Source organism: Aurantiacibacter rhizosphaerae (assembly GCF_009807005.1).
Lineage (GTDB): Bacteria > Pseudomonadota > Alphaproteobacteria > Sphingomonadales > Sphingomonadaceae > Alteraurantiacibacter > Alteraurantiacibacter rhizosphaerae.
The window spans coordinates 356,643-371,857 of the sequence record NZ_WUBR01000001.1 but is presented as its reverse complement, the minus strand read 5'-3'; the positions used below and the strand labels follow the sequence as shown (position 1 = coordinate 371,857).

The window sequence follows — 15,215 nt, the reverse complement described above, 5'->3', positions numbered from 1 at the left end:
GAGACAATCCTGCCGCCGGGGAGAGGACATCGATGGACACCAAACGGGGTTATGAGCTGCGCGTCGTGCTGTTGCTCGGCCTCGCATATGGTTTTGCCTATTTCGACAGGATGGCGCTGACCTTCGTCTCGCCCTTCGTGATCGAGGACCTTGGCCTCAGCAATTTCCAGATCAGCGCCTTGGGATCGGGCCTGTCGCTTACCTGGGCGCTGGGCGCGCTGGTGTTTGGCCTGCTGAGTGACCGGATGGGCCGCAGGAAGCCGTTCCTGCTGGTGGCGATGGTGGTCTTCTCGCTGTGCTCCATCCTCTCCGGCCTGTCCCAGGGCTTCTGGCAATTGCTCGCATCGCGCGTGGTGATGGGCGCGGCGGAGGGGCCGTTCCTGCCGATCTGCCTCGCCATCATCATCGCCGCCAGTGCAGAGCGGCGGCGCGGCCTCAACGCCGGCATCGTGCAGAACGTGTTCGGCGCGATCATGGGCACCGCGATTGCGCCCATCGTGCTGGTGTGGATGGCAGAGGAATGGAGCTGGCGCGCGGCATTCCTGATGGCCGGCGTGCCGGGGCTGATCCTGGCGCTGCTGATCTGGCGATTTATCGAAGAACCGCAGATGCAGCATGATGCGGATTCGCCCGCGCCCGCATCCCGTTCTGGCTCCGGCCTTGGCCTGGGCTTGCTGCGGCAGCGCAATATTTGGCTGTGCTCGCTCATTTCCTGCCTGCTGGTGGGCTGGGTGGTGGTCGGATCCATCTTCTTCCCGCTCTACCTTGTCGGCCCGCGCGCGCTGGATCCGGGCACCATGGCGAAAACGATGGCCGCGCTGGGCCTGTGCCCGGCAATTGGCGGTGTGCTGGTAACCTGGATATCGGACCGCGTGGGACGCCGCCCGCCGCTGATATTCTTCTCCATGCTGATGGCCACCAGCCCCATGGCGATGCTGTGGTTCGACGGATCATGGGCGGTGTTGACGGCCATGCTGTTCGTCGGCTGGGTCGGCATGGGGGTGTTCCCGCTGTTCATGGGCGTGATACCGGGCGAAACGCTGGGCCAAGGCATGGCCGCCACGGCTATGGGGCTGGTGGTGTGCGTTGGGGAATTGACCGGCGGCGTGTTCGCGCCGCTGGTGGCCGGATGGCTGGCCGATACGGCGGGGCTGAACCTGCCGATGTATATCATGATCGGCCTCAGCGGGTTTGCCGCCATCGTGGCGCTGGGATTGCAGGAAACCAATCCTGCCGTCCTGCGGCGACGGGCAGGCTGATCGGCAAGAGAGCGGGAGGCGCTGCGCAATGGCCATGCGATATGCAGTCTGGCTGGTTCGGCTGATTTACACCGCGTGGATGGTGCCCGCAGGGCTCAACCATTTCATCCCGCTGTTTCCGCAGTATCCGGGCGACAATGCCCTTAGCAACGGGGTCTTCACCGCATTGCTCGATTCTGGATTGTTCACGCTGGTGAAGGCGGTGGAACTGATCGCCGGGCTGATGCTGCTATTCGGTTTTCGCGTTCCGCTGGCGCTGGTGATGGTGCTGCCCGTCAGTTTTACCGTGTGGTATTGGGATACGGAGTTGCAGGGCTGGTGGACGGTCAGCGCGGTCTATGGCTGGGCGGTGCTGGGCTGCAACCTTTTCCTGCTGTACGCCTATCGCGATTGCTGTCGCCTGATGTTCGACGGCTGGATGGACCCGCAGGCAGCGCGCGCTGGCACCGCGCGCCGTGGAGATGCGGCGTGATCAGGCGAGCCCCGGTATTCAGCCGCATCCTGCTGGGCGCAGTGTTGTTGCTGAGCGGGCTTGGCTATTTTCTGCCGATGTTCGCCGCATTCTCCATCGGCGATGAATTGCACGATCCGATGGCGCTGCGCCTGATGCACAATCTGGACGCCAGCGGCCTGCTGGCGGTGGCAAAGTTCATCCACATCATTGCCGGACTAGCCCTGCTGCTGAACCGCGCTGTGCCAGCGGCATTGGCGGCAGCTATGTGCGTAAACGTGTGTGCCGCGTTCATCGCGGTGTTTATCGAAGGCGCGCTGATGCCGGCGTTGTTCGCCGTGTTGATCCTGTCACTGATTGGCCTGCTGATGCTCGCCTGTCTGCCAGCCTATAGGCCTATGCTGACAAGCGGCGCGATTGCCGATGGGGAAAGCCCCGAACCCGGCGAGAATTTCCAGAGCCTGTTCGTCAACCCGCTATCGGGGGCATCGCGAATGCAGTGCTTGGCCGCGCTTGCGCCGCTGATACCGGCCGCAGCGTTCTTCGCGTGGATCGTGCCGGGTATCAGCGGCACCATCGGGCTGGTGGTACTGGCCCTGCCCGCCGCCGCATTGCTGGTGAATGCGGTGCGGGCCAGGGGTTAGCTTCGGCCTACTGGCGCAATTGCCCGCGAATGGCGCCATTCGGATATTCCGCCGTGTGGACGTTGACGTAATAGTTCTCCAGCCCTTCATCGAAGGCGCGCTGCACCCAGTCAGTGTCGCTGCTGCACCCGCGCCAGCCGCCTTCGGTCGCCTGTTTCAGCGGCAGCACCACGGGGCCGTCCACGCCGGCCGCGCCGCGATGGATATGCGCGCCGGTAATCGGGCCGAGACCGCTGAGATCGTTCAGGTCCCAGCACACGCGGGACAATTCATCAGCAAAGCTAATCTCTGCCGAGCCCGTTCCCGTCGGGTCACCCTGGTGCACTTCATTCGCGCCGCGCAGTTCCGCCGTGTAAGTGGTAGAAATGCGCTCGTAATACGCTTCCTCAACAGTTTCGCAGCCCGACAAGGCTACGAGCGAGGCAATGATGGCGGCAGCGCGAAGTTTCATGGGATTATCCTTTGTGGGCAATGCAATCTCATCCGCTTAAACGGAAGCTGCGCGTGCCTGTTCCCCCGTGGTGGTAGCATCCACGCGGAAACGGGGCCGGGAGAATGCGCTCTTCCCCGGCCCCGCCGTGATGATTCAGCCGATAGGCTCAACCATTGGGTAGCGGATCGTCGATCTTGTCGAGCGAGGGATAATCGACATAGCCATGCGCATCGCCGCCGTAGAAGGTGGAATCGTCGGGTTCATTATACGGTCCGCCTTGCGCGATGCGCGCGGGCAGATCGGGATTGGCGAGGAAGTCGCGACCAAAGGCGACAGCATCGGCACGGTCTTCCTCGATCCAGCGCGCCGCCTCTTCCGGGGAAAGATTGCCATTGGCGACGAAGGTGCCATCAAAATTCTTGCGTATGTCCATCAGGATCGCATCGCCGCGTGCCTGGTTGTCATCCGCCCCGCCATGATCGGTGGCGCGCACCACGTGCAGATAGGCCAGCCCCCTGCCGGACAGCAGTTTTGCCGCGGCGGGATAGGTTTCTTCAGGGTTTTCATCATGACTGCCGCCAGCCCCGCCCAGCGGGGTTAGCCGCACGCCTACGCGGCCCGCGGGCAGTTCGCCGGTCACCGCATCGATCGCCATACCCAGCAGGCGCAGACGGTTTTCCAGGCTGCCGCCGAATTCATCGTCGCGCTTGTTCACGCCCGATCGCATGAATTGATCGATCAGATAGCCATTGGCCGCGTGCAGTTCCACACCATCGAAACCGGCCTTGGCAGCCTGCCTTGCGGCGTGGCGGTAATCCTCGATCACGGCGTCGATTTCCTCCCGTGTCAGCGCGCGCGCCTCCACATGCGGCACGGTGGGGCCATTGGGGTGGCGATCGCCTACGAAAGCCTCGCCTTCGGGCGTCCAGGCGCTGGAGGATACAGGCGCACGGCCATCGGGCTGAAACACCGGGTGGCTGACTGCGCCCACGTGCCACAGCTGGCAAAAGATCCGCCCGCCGGCATTGTGCACGGCATCGGTCACCAGCTTCCAGCTTTCCACCTGGCCATCGGTAAAGATGCCCGGCGTCCAGGCATAACCCTGGCCCTGCTGACTGATTTGCGTGGCTTCGGAAACGATCAGCCCGGCGGATGCGCGCTGCGAATAATACAGAGCGTGGAGCGGGGTCTGCTCATTATCCTTCGGCGTAGAGCGGCTGCGCGTGAGCGGCGCCATCCACACGCGATTGGGAAGGGTGATGTCGCCAGCTGTTACAGGGGTAAACAGCGCGGCATTATGCGTCGTCTGGTTTTCGTGAGCCATGGGTAGTCCTTTGAAATGCGTTTATGCGTTGCATTGTGCAATGGACAGGTGGGCATCACCGTTCCGCGCCGCCGCGCAGAAGAACTGGGGCGGGCGTCAGATTTTCTTTGGTTGCAAATTAAACCACTTTACCGGCAGGTTTTTTCTCGCCTGCCGACCTCAGAGATTTATTCCCACTCGATCGTGCCGGGCGGTTTGGAGGTGTAATCATACACCACGCGGTTGATGCCCTGCACCTCGTTCACGATGCGCGTGGCGCATTGCGTCAGGAAGCTGGCGTCGAAGGGATAGACATCCGCCGTCATGCCATCGGTGCTGGTTACGGCGCGCAGGCCGCACACGCTGTCGTAAGTGCGGCTATCGCCCATAACGCCCACGGTCTTTACCGGCAGCAGCACGGCAAAGGCCTGCCAGATCGCGTCGTAAAGGCCCGCATTGCGGATTTCCTCCAGATAGATGGCATCGGCTTTGCGCAGGATGTCGCAGCGTTCCTTCGTCACCTCCCCCGGAATGCGGATGGCAAGGCCGGGGCCGGGGAACGGATGGCGGCCGACGAAAACTTCGGGCAGGCCCAGTTCACGGCCCAGATCGCGCACCTCGTCCTTGAACAGTTCGCGCAAAGGCTCAACCAACTGCATGTTCATGCGATCGGGCAGGCCGCCCACATTGTGATGGCTCTTGATCGTGACAGACGGTCCGCCCGTAAAGCTGACGCTTTCGATCACGTCCGGATAAAGCGTGCCCTGCGCCAGGAAATCCGCGCCGCCGATCTTGCGGGCTTCTTCTTCGAACACGTCGATGAAGGTCTTGCCGATGAACTTACGCTTCTTTTCGGGGTCTGTCTCTCCGGCCAGGCCGGACATGAACATCTCTTCGGCGTCCACATGCACCAGCGGGATGTTGTAATGCCCCTTGAACAGGCTGACGACCTGCTCCGCCTCGCCCATGCGCATCAGACCGTGATCCACGAAAACGCAGGTCAGCTGGTCGCCAATGGCTTCGTGGATCAGCACGGCGGCGACTGCGGAATCGACGCCGCCCGAAAGGCCGCAGATGACCTTGCCATCGCCCACCTGCTCCCGGATCTCAGCAATCTTGGTGGCGCGAAATTCGGCCATGGTCCAGTCACCCGCCAGGCCGCAGACATGGCGCGCGAAGTTGGATAAGAGCTTGCCGCCATCGGGCGTGTGGACCACTTCGGGGTGGAACTGGGTGCCGTAGAACTTGCGGCTTTCGTCCGCGATCACGGCAAAAGGTGCGCCGTCGCTGGTGGCGACGATTTCGAAACCGTCGGCAAACTGCGTCACCTTGTCGCCATGGCTCATCCACACCTGGTGGCGCTCACCCTTCTTCCACAGCCCGTCAAACAGGGCGCAATCCTCGGTAACGGTCAAGAAGGCGCGGCCGAACTCGCCGCCCTCACCTGTTTCGTGGCCGGGGCGCACTTCGCCGCCCAGCTGGTGCGTCATCACCTGCTGGCCGTAGCAGATGCCAAGGATCGGCAGGCCGCTTTCAAACAGGAATTGCGGAGCGCGCGGGCTGCCTTCGTCCGGCACGCTGGCGGGAGAACCGGAGAGGATGATGCCCTTGGGCTGCATCCGCTCAAAAGCCTCTTCGGCCTGCGTAAAGGGGGCGATCTCGGAATAAACGCCGGCCTCTCTCACGCGGCGCGCGATCAGCTGCGTTACCTGGCTGCCGAAGTCGACGATAAGGATGGAATCGGGGATGTGGTCTGCCTGCATGGCAGCGCATTGCCCAAAGGATGGCCCTGTGTCCAGCGGGCGTGTCCAGCAGGCGCGTTCGACCCGTACAATCCCGCACTAACCCGTGCCAACCCGCGTCAGCCCGTGTCAGCCCGTGTCAGCCTGCGCCAGCCCGCGCCGACCCGCGCCAGCCCGCGCCGACCCGCACAATCCCGTACCAACCCGTGTCAGCCCGTGCAAACCCGCACCAACCCGTGCCAACCCGTGCCAGCCCGTGCCAGCCCGTGCCAGCTTGCCGCGAGGCACAAAGTGAGTTGCAGGCTGTTAGACGGAAGTAAACTGACTGTTGCAAAATGCGCAACACTTGTCGTTTATTTCGCATTTGCAATATATTCAATCAGCCGCCATCTGCGCCTCCAACGGCGGGACACCCCGACGAAATCTCGAAAAAACAGGACGAAGACATCATGCGGCATTTCGCACCCAATATCCTTGCATCGCTTGCAGCGGTCACCATCAGCACCACGCTGCTGTACGGCATTCTCTAACACCGGGTTTATCGACCCCCGGTCCGGAAATTCCTCTCCACCTCCCTGTTTCCGGGCCACCCAAATGGCCGCCTTCCTAACCGGAGGCGGCCATTTTCATTTTCAGTTGCCGCCTCTCCTGCCGCCCCGCCCTGATGCGATTTGCGCGACAGCATCCGGCGATTGCGAAAGCCGGGCAGACCATGCTGGTTCCACCAGTCGTGGAAAAGCCGTGCACAGAACGCTGTCAGCCTTCCGCCGGGGCGCTCCAATGCCTATATGATGCACATGGAAAATACGCCCGAAGCAACCCCCGAAAAAGCGCGCCAGAATGGCGAATACAGTTCCGACAGCATCAAGGTCCTGAAAGGGCTGGATGCGGTGCGCAAGCGCCCCGGCATGTATATCGGCGATACCGACGATGGATCGGGCCTGCACCACATGGTTTTCGAAGTGTCGGACAACGCCATTGACGAGGCGCTGGCCGGGCATTGCGATCTGGTGCTGATCGAGCTGAACCCCGACGGCAGCGTCTCGGTGGAGGATAATGGCCGCGGCATTCCGGTGGACATCCACAAGGAAGAAGGCGTGTCCGCAGCAGAGGTCATCATGACCCAGCTGCACGCAGGCGGCAAGTTCGAGAACACCAGTGATGACAACGCCTACAAGGTGTCGGGCGGTCTGCACGGCGTGGGCGTTTCGGTGGTGAATGCGCTGTCCGAATGGCTGGAGCTGCGCGTCTGGCGCAACGGCCGCGAATACTGGATGCGCTTTGAGCATGGCGATGCGGTGGAATCCTTGCGCGAAGTGGCCGACGCTCCGCCGGTGGAAAGCAATGGGGACGACAATGGCCTGAAAAAGGGCACCCGCGTCACCTTCCAGGCCAGTGAGGAGACGTTCAAGAACGTCACCGAGTTCGATTTCGACAAGCTGGAACACCGCTACCGCGAGCTTGCCTTCCTCAATTCCGGCGTGCGCATCCTGCTGCGCGACAAGCGGCACGAGGAGGTGCAGGAGCATGACCTGTTCTACGAAGGCGGCATTGCGGCCTTCGTGAAATACCTCGATCGCAACAAGGCGCCGCTGGTGCCGGAACCCATCTCCGTCAGCGCGGAGAAGGATGGCATCGGTATCGATGTCGCGCTGGAATGGAACGACAGCTATTATGAAAACGTGCTGTGTTTCACCAACAACATCCCGCAGCGCGACGGCGGCACCCACCTCGCCGCATTCCGCAGCGCGCTGACCCGCACGCTGAACAATTATGCCAATGCCGCTGGCCTTCTGAAGAACGCCAAGGTCTCCCTTTCGGGTGAGGACATGCGTGAAGGGCTGACCGCCATCGTGTCTGTAAAGCTGCCCGATCCCAAGTTCGGCAGCCAAACGAAGGACAAGCTCGTCTCCTCCGAAGTGCGTCAGCCGCTTGAAGGCCTGATGGGCGAGAAGATGACCGAGTGGCTGGAGGAAAATCCCGCCGACGCGAAGGCCATCGTGCAGAAGATCATCGACGCCGCCGCCGCGCGCGAAGCTGCCAAGCGCGCCCGCGAGATGAGCCGCAAGGGTGCGATGTCCGTCGCCAGCCTGCCCGGCAAGCTGTCCGACTGCCGCGAGCGTGATCCCGCCAAATCCGAAATCTTCCTGGTGGAGGGCGATTCGGCAGGCGGCAGCGCCAAGAGCGGGCGCGATTCCAAGTATCAGGCGATTCTGCCGCTGAAGGGCAAGATCCTGAACGTGGAGCGCGCGCGGTTTGACCGGATCATCTCGTCAAAGGAAGTCGGCACGCTGATCCAGGCGATGGGCACGGGCCTGCGCGATGAATTCAATCTGGAAAAGCTGCGCTATCACAAGATCGTGATCATGACCGACGCCGACGTGGACGGCGCGCATATCCGCACGCTGCTGCTCACATTCTTCCATCGCCAGATGCCGGAGATAATCAGGGCCGGCCACCTCTTCATCGCCCAGCCGCCCTTGTACAAGGTCGCCAAGGGCAAGAGCGAGGTCTACCTGAAAGACCAGGGCGCGCTGGATCGCTATCTGGTGGAGAATGGCCTGCAGGACCGCGTTCTGGAAACGGGCGAAGGCGCGCGTTCCGGCGCGGACCTGACCGACCTTGTCGAAAAGGCATTGCAGCTGAAAAACCTGCTGGCCTTCGCGCCGCGCAAGTACGATCCCGCCGTGATCGAGGCGATGGCAATGGCCGGCGCGCTGGAGCCCGGCCTTTCCAGCGCCGACCGCGATACCCGCCTCACCCATGCCGCAGGCCAGATCCAATTGAGCGACCCGGAGGCCGACTGGTCCGCCCGCACCACCGAAACCGGCGATGTGCGGTTTGATCGCGTGTGGCGCGGCGTTACCGACGTTCACATGATCGAGGAGAAATTCCTTGAGAGCGCAGAGGCGCGCAAGCTCAACACGCTGGGCGTGGCGCAGGCCGAGACCTACGCCAGCCTTGCACGGCTGGTGAAGGCAGGCAGCGGCGAAGCGCAGAGCGTGTCCGACGATGCGGACGAAACCGATGCGGACGCCCCGGCATTCGATCCCGAAACGGCCATCACCCGCCCCACCCAATTGCTGGACGCGGTGTTGACCGCGGGCCGCAAGGGCCTTTCCATCAGCCGTTACAAGGGGCTGGGCGAAATGAACGCAGAGCAGCTTTGGGAAACCACGCTGGACCCTGACAATCGCGAATTGTTGCAGGTGAAGGTGGAAGATGCCGATGTGACGGACGAGATTTTCACCCGCCTGATGGGCGATGTGGTGGAGCCGCGCCGCGAGTTCATTCAGGACAATGCGCTGAACGTGGCCAACCTCGATATCTGACGCTGGCGGCGGAGGAACACGCAACACCGCTGGAGGGGTCACGAGCATGATAATGGAGCGAAAGAGGCTGGAGGGCGGCGGATACCTGCTGTTCCTGGCCATCATCACCTTCGGCTTTGCCCTGATCGTCTGGCCGTTCCTGCTGCCAATCCTGTGGGCCGCGCTGGCCGCCATCATGTTCCAGCCGCTGTTCCAGTGGTTTCGCGGAATATTGGGCGGCAGCAACCGCGCCGCCATCGCCACGCTGCTGGTGATCACCATCGCCATCATCATTCCCGCCTTCCTGATCGGCGGCGTCGTGGTGGAACAGACAACTTCGGTCGTGGTCGCTTTCCAGGAAGGCCGGATAGATCTTGCCGGCTGGTTCGAGACGATCTTTGCCGCCCTGCCGGAGGTATTGCGAAATAATCTGGAAAGCTCGGGCCTTGGCTCCCCACAGCTTATACAGCAGCGCGCACAGGAACTGGCGCTGGAAAGCAGTGGCCTGATCGCGCGGCAGGCGGTGTCGATCACCGGCAGTGCCTTCGGCTTCATCCTGTCCTTCGGCGTGGGCCTTTATGTCGCCTATTTCCTGCTGCGCGACGGCAAGCCCATCGGCGACAAGATCATCAGCCACCTGCCGCTTGGCAGTGAGATCGCGCGCGAATTGACAGACCGCTTCCTTCTTATCGTGCGCGCCACCGTGAAGGGCTCCATCGTCGTGGGGTTGGTGCAAGGGGCGCTTGGCGCCATCACGTTCTGGATTGTCGGCATGCCATCGGTGGTGCTGCTGGGCTTGCTGACGGCCTTCTTCTCGCTGCTGCCCGCCGTTGGACCTGCCATCGTGTGGGCGCCCGTCGCGCTTTACCTGCTGGCTGTTGGCGACATCTGGCAGGGCGTGGTTGTGCTGGTTTCCGGCGTGGCGGTGATCGGCATGGCCGACAATGTCCTGCGGCCGATACTGGTGGGCCGCGACACGGGCATTCCCGACTGGATCATCCTTATCTCGACGCTGGGCGGCATTGCCGCGATGGGGCTGGCAGGGATCGTGGTTGGCCCGATGGCGGCGGGCCTGTTTCTTGCAGGCTGGTCCATCCTCTACCGCTCCCGCACAAATGAAATGGAGCCGCATGTAGGGGCACCTGCCTGATGTACGGCGTGCGACCCGGCAGCCAGGAGGAGCAGGTGGGGCGGCTGATCCTGGCAGGCGTGCTGGTGCTGTTCCTGCCCGCCCTGCCCTTTGGCAATTTCCTGATCTGGCCTTTCATCATCCTCAGCACATGGTTTCACGAGATGGGGCACGGCCTCACCGCGCTGCTGAGCGGCAATGCCTTCGATCTGCTGGTGATCAACGCCGATGGATCGGGCTATGCATCATCCCGCACCGCGCTGGATAGCGGCGGGCTGGACCGCGCGCTGATCGCCATGGGCGGCCCGCTGGGGCCAAGCGCCATCGGCGCCGCGCTGATCCTGGCCAGCAGCGCGCGCAGATATTGGCGCCCTGCCCTTTATGCGCTGTCGGCTGCGCTGCTGCTCTCCACCGCGATATGGGTGCGCAGCGTGGTGGGATGGACGGTGCTGCCTTTGCTGGGCATCGCCATCGGGCTGATCGCATGGCGCGGGGGGCGCGGCATCCAGCTGTTCACTCTGCAATTTCTGGGCGTACTGGCTGCGCTCTCCATGTTCCGGGATCTGGATTACCTGTTTTCCGAAAGCGCCGTGATCGGCGGGCAGCCCATGCTATCCGATACCGGCGCCATAGAGGCAGAGCTGCTGTTGCCCCACTGGATATGGGCCATTGTCATCATCGGCATTTCCGCCGTGATGATCGGCGGCAGCCTGAAATATGCGCTGAACCACGAAGGCCATCGCTAGGCCGCGCAGGGCCCGCAGCTATTCGGCCGCGTAAGCCTCGTGCTCATCGCCATCGTCTTCCACGGTCAGCTTTTCTGCATCCGGCCCGGCGCCGCCCAGCGACGCTTCCTCCAGCTCGTCGCGCGCATCGTTGATGGCCTCCTGCGTCAGATCGGGCGCTTCCTGCTGCGGTGCAAATTCGCTGGGTTTCAGGCACAGTTCCACCTCCAGCGGGAAGTGGTCTGAGCCGACATCTTCTCCCACTTCGAACCGCGTGACGCCGAAATCATCGGTGTGGAACAGATGATCCAGCGGCCAGCGCATCAGCGGATTGCGCGCATCGAAAGTGGCATTGAAACCGCGGCCCTTGCGCGGGTCGATCAGCTGGCCGATGCGCTGGAACGTCTCCGTCACGCTGGACCAGCCGACATCGTTGAAATCGCCCACCACCAGCGTGGGCCGCCCGGATTCGCGCACCAGATCTGCCAGCAGCACCAGTTCCGCATCGCGTTGCCCGCTATCCTGACCGGGGCGCGGCGGGCGCGGGTGCACGGCAAACAGCGTCATGATGCCGCCATCGGCGCGCTGGATGCGGGCCTTGATCGATGGCGTGCCGCCACCGGCCAGTTCGTTCCGCTCCACTTCCGCAAACGGCAGCCGAGACCACATGGCCATGCCATAGGTGTTGGGCTGCGGGATCTTCATCGAATAGGGATAATCGGCATCCAGCGCTTCTGACAGCGCATCGGTCCACGCCTGATCGTTCTCCATCGCCAGGAAGATATCCGGGTCCTCCGCGCGCACGTAATCGATGGTGGCCTGATAGTCTGTGTTCTTCTGCAGCACGTTGAGAGAGGCGATGTGCAACCTGTCGGGCACGGCGCATTCATCCGCATCCACGGCCTTTTTCGGCATGATGGAGAAATAGGGCAGAATTTGCCCCACCTGAAATGCCAGCGCCAGCAAGCCCACAGGCAGCCAGATCACCAGCCTTTTCGATTTCGTCACCAGCAGCGCGATAATGGCGACAACCAGCACAATGGCAAATTGCAGCCGGGGGAAATCGAACACCCTAACCCACCAGGCATCCGCCGCCACCATGCTGACCAGCGTAAAAATGGCGAGGAGAATGACGACGAAGCGTGCGACAAGGGCAATCCAGGATTTCATCGCATTGCTTTGCCCATATAAGCCACCCTTGTCACGCCGCAGCGGGTGGCAGCGGGATAAAAGCAGAGGTTCGGCGCGTGTACCGGGCGAAATCCTCGCCATATTTATCGCGCATGGCATCCTCCGTCATCGCCGCGCCAGACCATTTGACGAGGGTGAAGGTAAGGAACAGCGGACCGGGCAAGGTCCAGATGACCGCGCCGAAATCAATGCTGAGTGCGACGGCGAATATGCCCCACCACGCGCAGGCGTCGCCAAAATAATTGGGATGGCGGGTGTATCGCCACAGGCCTGTGTTCATCACCTTGCCTTGGTTGGCCGGATCAGCCTTGAACCGGGCCAGCTGCCAATCGCCCACCCATTCGAAGAATATGCCGGTGCAGTAGAGCGCCATGCCCATCCATGCGAGCGGCCCGATAGCGCCAGCGCCACTGGCCGCCAGAATGCCAACCTGCGCCGGGCTGCTGACCAGCATGATCAGCGCCGCCTGCAACAGCCACACCTTCCAAAGCGCAGTCAGCGCAAAGGCCCCGCGATCGTCTGGCGAGGGCAGCATCTTGGTGTACCGCTTGTCCTCTCCATTGCGCAGGAAACGGCGCAACAGGTGGACGCCCAGCCGCACGCCCCACGCCAGCACCATAGCCATCAATATCGTGGCGCTCAGATCGCGCGCATCGGCCTGCCACCAACTGAGCAGAGCCAGCCCAGCCATCGCCAGACCCCACACGCTGTCAACGAAGCTCACCTTGCCCAGCGCCACGCTCAGCACCCACAGCGCCAGCACTGCCGCCAACAGCGCCAGCGCATTGAGCGCCAGCGCCTCAGCCATGGCCCGGCTTTGTGCTGGCCGGGCTTTTCGATCCGGGCGTGTCGATTTCGCCGCGCGCCTGCCGTGCCAATACCTTGAAGCGATCGCAGTGCGGCATGGCCTGCGCATAGAAATCCGCGATTTTCATGAGGTCCGCGTGGAAATCGCCCGTGGGCCAGATCGGCTCTCCCAATCCGCCGCGCATGGTTTCATAGTTCACCCAGGCAGGCACGATGGGAATGCCAGCGCCATGGGCGATGTGATAGAACCCGCTGCGCCACCGCCCATCGCTCGATCGGCTGCCTTCGGGCGCAACCACCAGCGCCATTTCGTCCGTTGCCTCGATCCGCTCGATCACGCTGCGCACATATCCCTGCGGCGCGCTGCGGTTGATGGGCATGCCGCCCATATCCAGCATGAAGCGCGTCATCGGCCATTTGAACAAGGTGTGCTTGCCGATGAAGCTGGGCTTGATCCCCAACTGCTTCACCGCGCCGGCAAAGAAGATGAAATCCCAGTTGGACGTGTGCGGCGCGCCGACGAGGATGTATTTGGGAATTTGCGGTGGCTCCCCTGAAAGCTTGAAGCCTTTCAACCGGTACAGCCCGCGCAGCAATCGCCACACGAGACGCGACAGGATGCTTGGTGCATGATCGGGCGAGGGAACGGACGCGGGAGGGGGCGTGCACCCGTTGTCTGCCCCTCCGCTACTCATCTGCGTGTCCTGCGGCTGGCCCAAACAAAATCTCCCTCCGGATGGCGTAGCACCCGGAGGGAGAAATGCGACCCTTGTTATAGGGTTATCTGGAACGGAACCTTAGTTCTGCGGGGCCACCGGGCTGCCCAGTTCCGGTTCGCGAGAGAACACCGCATCATCACGGTTGCCATTGGAATAGCGTTCGCCCTGCACGGTCATGCCCTCTTCCACATTGGCATCGTTCTGCAGGCGCACCAGGTCTCCGTTAGAGAAGGTGAAATAGCCGGGCGAACCATCGAAATCCTCGATCTGGAGGCGATAGCCATCATCCATGCGGGTGTAGTTGCCCGTGCGCGTGGTGCCATCGGCAGCGGTGTATTCATAGGAATCATCCGCCGAATTCAGCGTCACGCTGCGGCTGGTGCCGTCATCGCCCTGCATGTTGTACGTGCCCGAAAAATCACCGGAATCATCCAGCGTCGTGGCGGGTCCGTCTGCAGGCATGGTGGCGGTGGCATCGTCAGCCGCCATCGTCGTTTCGACAGGGGCGGTCTCCATGTCATCAGCCGGTTCACTGTCGCCACAGGCGGCCAGCAGGGCCAGAGGGGCGGCGGCGGTTATTGCAATAAACTTACGCATATTCGTTTCTCCTATGGGCGGGTAAACGCAGAGAAACGATCAAGTTTCCGCAAATGTGGCGAAAATGCGACGAACTGCTTGTCCCGTCCGCAATTTCAAGCGGAACACGCTGAATCGCGAACGGGTGCACTTCACAGAGTCACGAGCGCGGGGTTGTTACGTCACCTGAATCGACCGGCCGCGTGGGCGCCCGAGGCGCGATGTCATCGTTCACATCGCGTCGCGCACGATCTGCCGTGCTACGTTCGCTCTCTCCATCGATATAGCCATCGCCGTCGAGGTCACGAGCCGTGGGCTCCCTGCGTTCATCAATCTCGGTAACCTCATTCGTCATATCCGCGAACAGGGTTTCATAGTGGTTGATGGCGCGGCGCAATTCCTCCGTCGTCGCATCGCTCGCGCGATCGGCGATCTCATGCCCGGCGAGGTAATGCTTGGCCGTATCGGTATGATCGACGGTCAGATCGGCATGACGATGCTCGAAATCCGACATTGGAAAGCCACGCGTATGCATGATCTGGGTCAGCAGCCGGTCAGCGCGGCTCACCGCTTCGATCGGACTGTCCACGAAGATCGCCTTGGTTTCCTTCCACTCCAGCGCAAAACGATCGCGTTCGGATGCGGTAAGCGGGCGGATGTCCAGCTTCGAGACGCGATCCTGCCTGTGCAACAGATCGGCTTCGGCGTCACCGCGATTGCCGCGCGTTTCCAGGGTGCGATCATACTCATCGCCAAAGCTGTCGCGCAGCGCCCGGCTGCGTCTCTGCTGCATGAAAAACCAGAGCAGCAACAGAACGGCAACAACCGCAATAACGACGATTATCGTGATTTCCTGATTCGACATGGGCGTCTCTCCTCGACACCCGTCCATTCCCCGGTAATCAATCAGAAATCATCGATAAGC

The 15,215-nt window shown here is 62.2% G+C and carries 14 protein-coding genes; 6 read left to right on the top strand and 8 right to left on the bottom strand.

Going from position 1 to position 15,215, the window contains the following annotated elements; all coding sequences use genetic code 11:
- Positions 1–32: 32 nt before the first annotated feature.
- Genes GRF63_RS01745 through GRF63_RS01735 form a run of 3 tightly spaced genes read left to right on the top strand, consistent with a single transcriptional unit; the run spans position 33 to position 2,354 of the window.
- The gene (locus tag GRF63_RS01745) at positions 33–1,259 is read left to right on the top strand and encodes an MFS transporter (protein WP_160484293.1); all 1,227 of its coding nucleotides are present in this window, start codon (positions 33–35) and stop codon (positions 1,257–1,259) included.
- A gap of 28 nt (positions 1,260–1,287) precedes the next feature.
- Positions 1,288–1,731: a hypothetical protein gene (locus GRF63_RS01740; protein ID WP_160484292.1), complete on the top strand. Its 444-nt coding sequence runs from the start codon at positions 1,288–1,290 to the stop codon at positions 1,729–1,731.
- The gene (locus tag GRF63_RS01735; protein ID WP_160484291.1) at positions 1,728–2,354 is read left to right on the top strand and encodes a hypothetical protein; all 627 of its coding nucleotides are present in this window, start codon (positions 1,728–1,730) and stop codon (positions 2,352–2,354) included. Before GRF63_RS01740 ends, GRF63_RS01735 begins: the two co-directional genes overlap by 4 nt.
- 7 nt (positions 2,355–2,361) lie before the next feature.
- On the opposite strand, the gene GRF63_RS01730 is transcribed toward GRF63_RS01735, so the two are convergent.
- The 3 genes from GRF63_RS01730 to guaA form a co-directional block, all read right to left on the bottom strand.
- Positions 2,362–2,805, bottom strand: a complete 444-nt coding sequence (locus tag GRF63_RS01730) for a CHRD domain-containing protein (protein ID WP_160484290.1) — start codon at positions 2,803–2,805, stop codon at positions 2,362–2,364.
- Between the two features lie 148 nt (positions 2,806–2,953).
- Positions 2,954–4,111 (bottom strand): alkene reductase, encoded by a 1,158-nt coding sequence (locus GRF63_RS01725; RefSeq protein WP_160484289.1) that lies wholly within the window; start codon positions 4,109–4,111, stop codon positions 2,954–2,956.
- Positions 4,112–4,278: 167 nt separating this feature from the next.
- Positions 4,279–5,853, bottom strand: a complete 1,575-nt coding sequence (gene guaA / locus GRF63_RS01720) for a glutamine-hydrolyzing GMP synthase (RefSeq protein WP_160484288.1) — start codon at positions 5,851–5,853, stop codon at positions 4,279–4,281.
- Positions 5,854–6,629: 776 nt separating this feature from the next.
- Here guaA and gyrB point away from each other — a divergent pair.
- From gyrB to GRF63_RS01705, 3 genes are read left to right on the top strand one after another with little or no spacing between them, the layout of a single operon-like run.
- Positions 6,630–9,164: a DNA topoisomerase (ATP-hydrolyzing) subunit B gene (gyrB, locus tag GRF63_RS01715; RefSeq protein WP_160484287.1), complete on the top strand. Its 2,535-nt coding sequence runs from the start codon at positions 6,630–6,632 to the stop codon at positions 9,162–9,164.
- A 46-nt stretch (positions 9,165–9,210) separates the two neighbouring features.
- Positions 9,211–10,293, top strand: a complete 1,083-nt coding sequence (locus tag GRF63_RS01710) for an AI-2E family transporter (RefSeq protein ID WP_160484286.1) — start codon at positions 9,211–9,213, stop codon at positions 10,291–10,293.
- The gene (locus GRF63_RS01705) at positions 10,293–11,018 is read left to right on the top strand and encodes a M50 family metallopeptidase (protein WP_160484285.1); all 726 of its coding nucleotides are present in this window, start codon (positions 10,293–10,295) and stop codon (positions 11,016–11,018) included. The genes GRF63_RS01710 and GRF63_RS01705 overlap by 1 nt, the downstream gene beginning before the upstream one ends.
- Before the next feature lie 18 nt (positions 11,019–11,036).
- Here the strand turns inward: GRF63_RS01705 and GRF63_RS01700 are convergent, their stop codons facing one another.
- The 5 genes from GRF63_RS01700 to GRF63_RS01680 all read right to left on the bottom strand — a co-directional run bounded on the left by GRF63_RS01700 (position 11,037) and on the right by GRF63_RS01680 (position 15,155).
- Positions 11,037–12,167: an endonuclease/exonuclease/phosphatase family protein gene (locus GRF63_RS01700; protein WP_160484284.1), complete on the bottom strand. Its 1,131-nt coding sequence runs from the start codon at positions 12,165–12,167 to the stop codon at positions 11,037–11,039.
- 31 nt (positions 12,168–12,198) lie between these two features.
- Positions 12,199–12,996 (bottom strand): DUF1295 domain-containing protein, encoded by a 798-nt coding sequence (locus GRF63_RS01695; RefSeq protein WP_160484283.1) that lies wholly within the window; start codon positions 12,994–12,996, stop codon positions 12,199–12,201.
- On the bottom strand, positions 12,989–13,690 hold the full coding sequence (locus GRF63_RS01690; RefSeq protein ID WP_160484282.1) for a lysophospholipid acyltransferase family protein: 702 nt from the start codon (positions 13,688–13,690) through the stop codon (positions 12,989–12,991). Before GRF63_RS01690 ends, GRF63_RS01695 begins: the two co-directional genes overlap by 8 nt.
- 102 nt (positions 13,691–13,792) lie before the next feature.
- Positions 13,793–14,311: a hypothetical protein gene (locus GRF63_RS01685; RefSeq protein ID WP_160484281.1), complete on the bottom strand. Its 519-nt coding sequence runs from the start codon at positions 14,309–14,311 to the stop codon at positions 13,793–13,795.
- Positions 14,312–14,450: 139 nt separating this feature from the next.
- Entirely contained in the window at positions 14,451–15,155 is a 705-nt protein-coding gene (locus GRF63_RS01680; protein ID WP_160484280.1) for a hypothetical protein, read from the bottom strand.
- Positions 15,156–15,215: the final 60 nt, after the last annotated feature.

Excerpts from the sequence above, each read along its gene's own strand:
- GRF63_RS01710 (WP_160484286.1), top strand. The coding sequence starts at position 9,211 with ATGATAATGGAGCGAAAGAGGCTGGAGGGCGGCGGATACCTGCTGTTC.
- GRF63_RS01700 (WP_160484284.1), bottom strand. The coding sequence starts at position 12,167 with ATGAAATCCTGGATTGCCCTTGTCGCACGCTTCGTCGTCATTCTCCTC.
- GRF63_RS01730 (WP_160484290.1), bottom strand. The coding sequence starts at position 2,805 with ATGAAACTTCGCGCTGCCGCCATCATTGCCTCGCTCGTAGCCTTGTCG.
- GRF63_RS01725 (WP_160484289.1), bottom strand. The coding sequence starts at position 4,111 with ATGGCTCACGAAAACCAGACGACGCATAATGCCGCGCTGTTTACCCCT.
- GRF63_RS01680 (WP_160484280.1), bottom strand. The coding sequence starts at position 15,155 with ATGTCGAATCAGGAAATCACGATAATCGTCGTTATTGCGGTTGTTGCC.
- GRF63_RS01740 (WP_160484292.1), top strand. The coding sequence starts at position 1,288 with ATGGCCATGCGATATGCAGTCTGGCTGGTTCGGCTGATTTACACCGCG.
- guaA (WP_160484288.1), bottom strand. The coding sequence starts at position 5,853 with ATGCAGGCAGACCACATCCCCGATTCCATCCTTATCGTCGACTTCGGC.
- GRF63_RS01695 (WP_160484283.1), bottom strand. The coding sequence starts at position 12,996 with ATGGCTGAGGCGCTGGCGCTCAATGCGCTGGCGCTGTTGGCGGCAGTG.
- gyrB (WP_160484287.1), top strand. The coding sequence starts at position 6,630 with ATGGAAAATACGCCCGAAGCAACCCCCGAAAAAGCGCGCCAGAATGGC.
- GRF63_RS01690 (WP_160484282.1), bottom strand. The coding sequence starts at position 13,690 with ATGAGTAGCGGAGGGGCAGACAACGGGTGCACGCCCCCTCCCGCGTCC.
- GRF63_RS01745 (WP_160484293.1), top strand. The coding sequence starts at position 33 with ATGGACACCAAACGGGGTTATGAGCTGCGCGTCGTGCTGTTGCTCGGC.
- GRF63_RS01705 (WP_160484285.1), top strand. The coding sequence starts at position 10,293 with ATGTACGGCGTGCGACCCGGCAGCCAGGAGGAGCAGGTGGGGCGGCTG.
- GRF63_RS01685 (WP_160484281.1), bottom strand. The coding sequence starts at position 14,311 with ATGCGTAAGTTTATTGCAATAACCGCCGCCGCCCCTCTGGCCCTGCTG.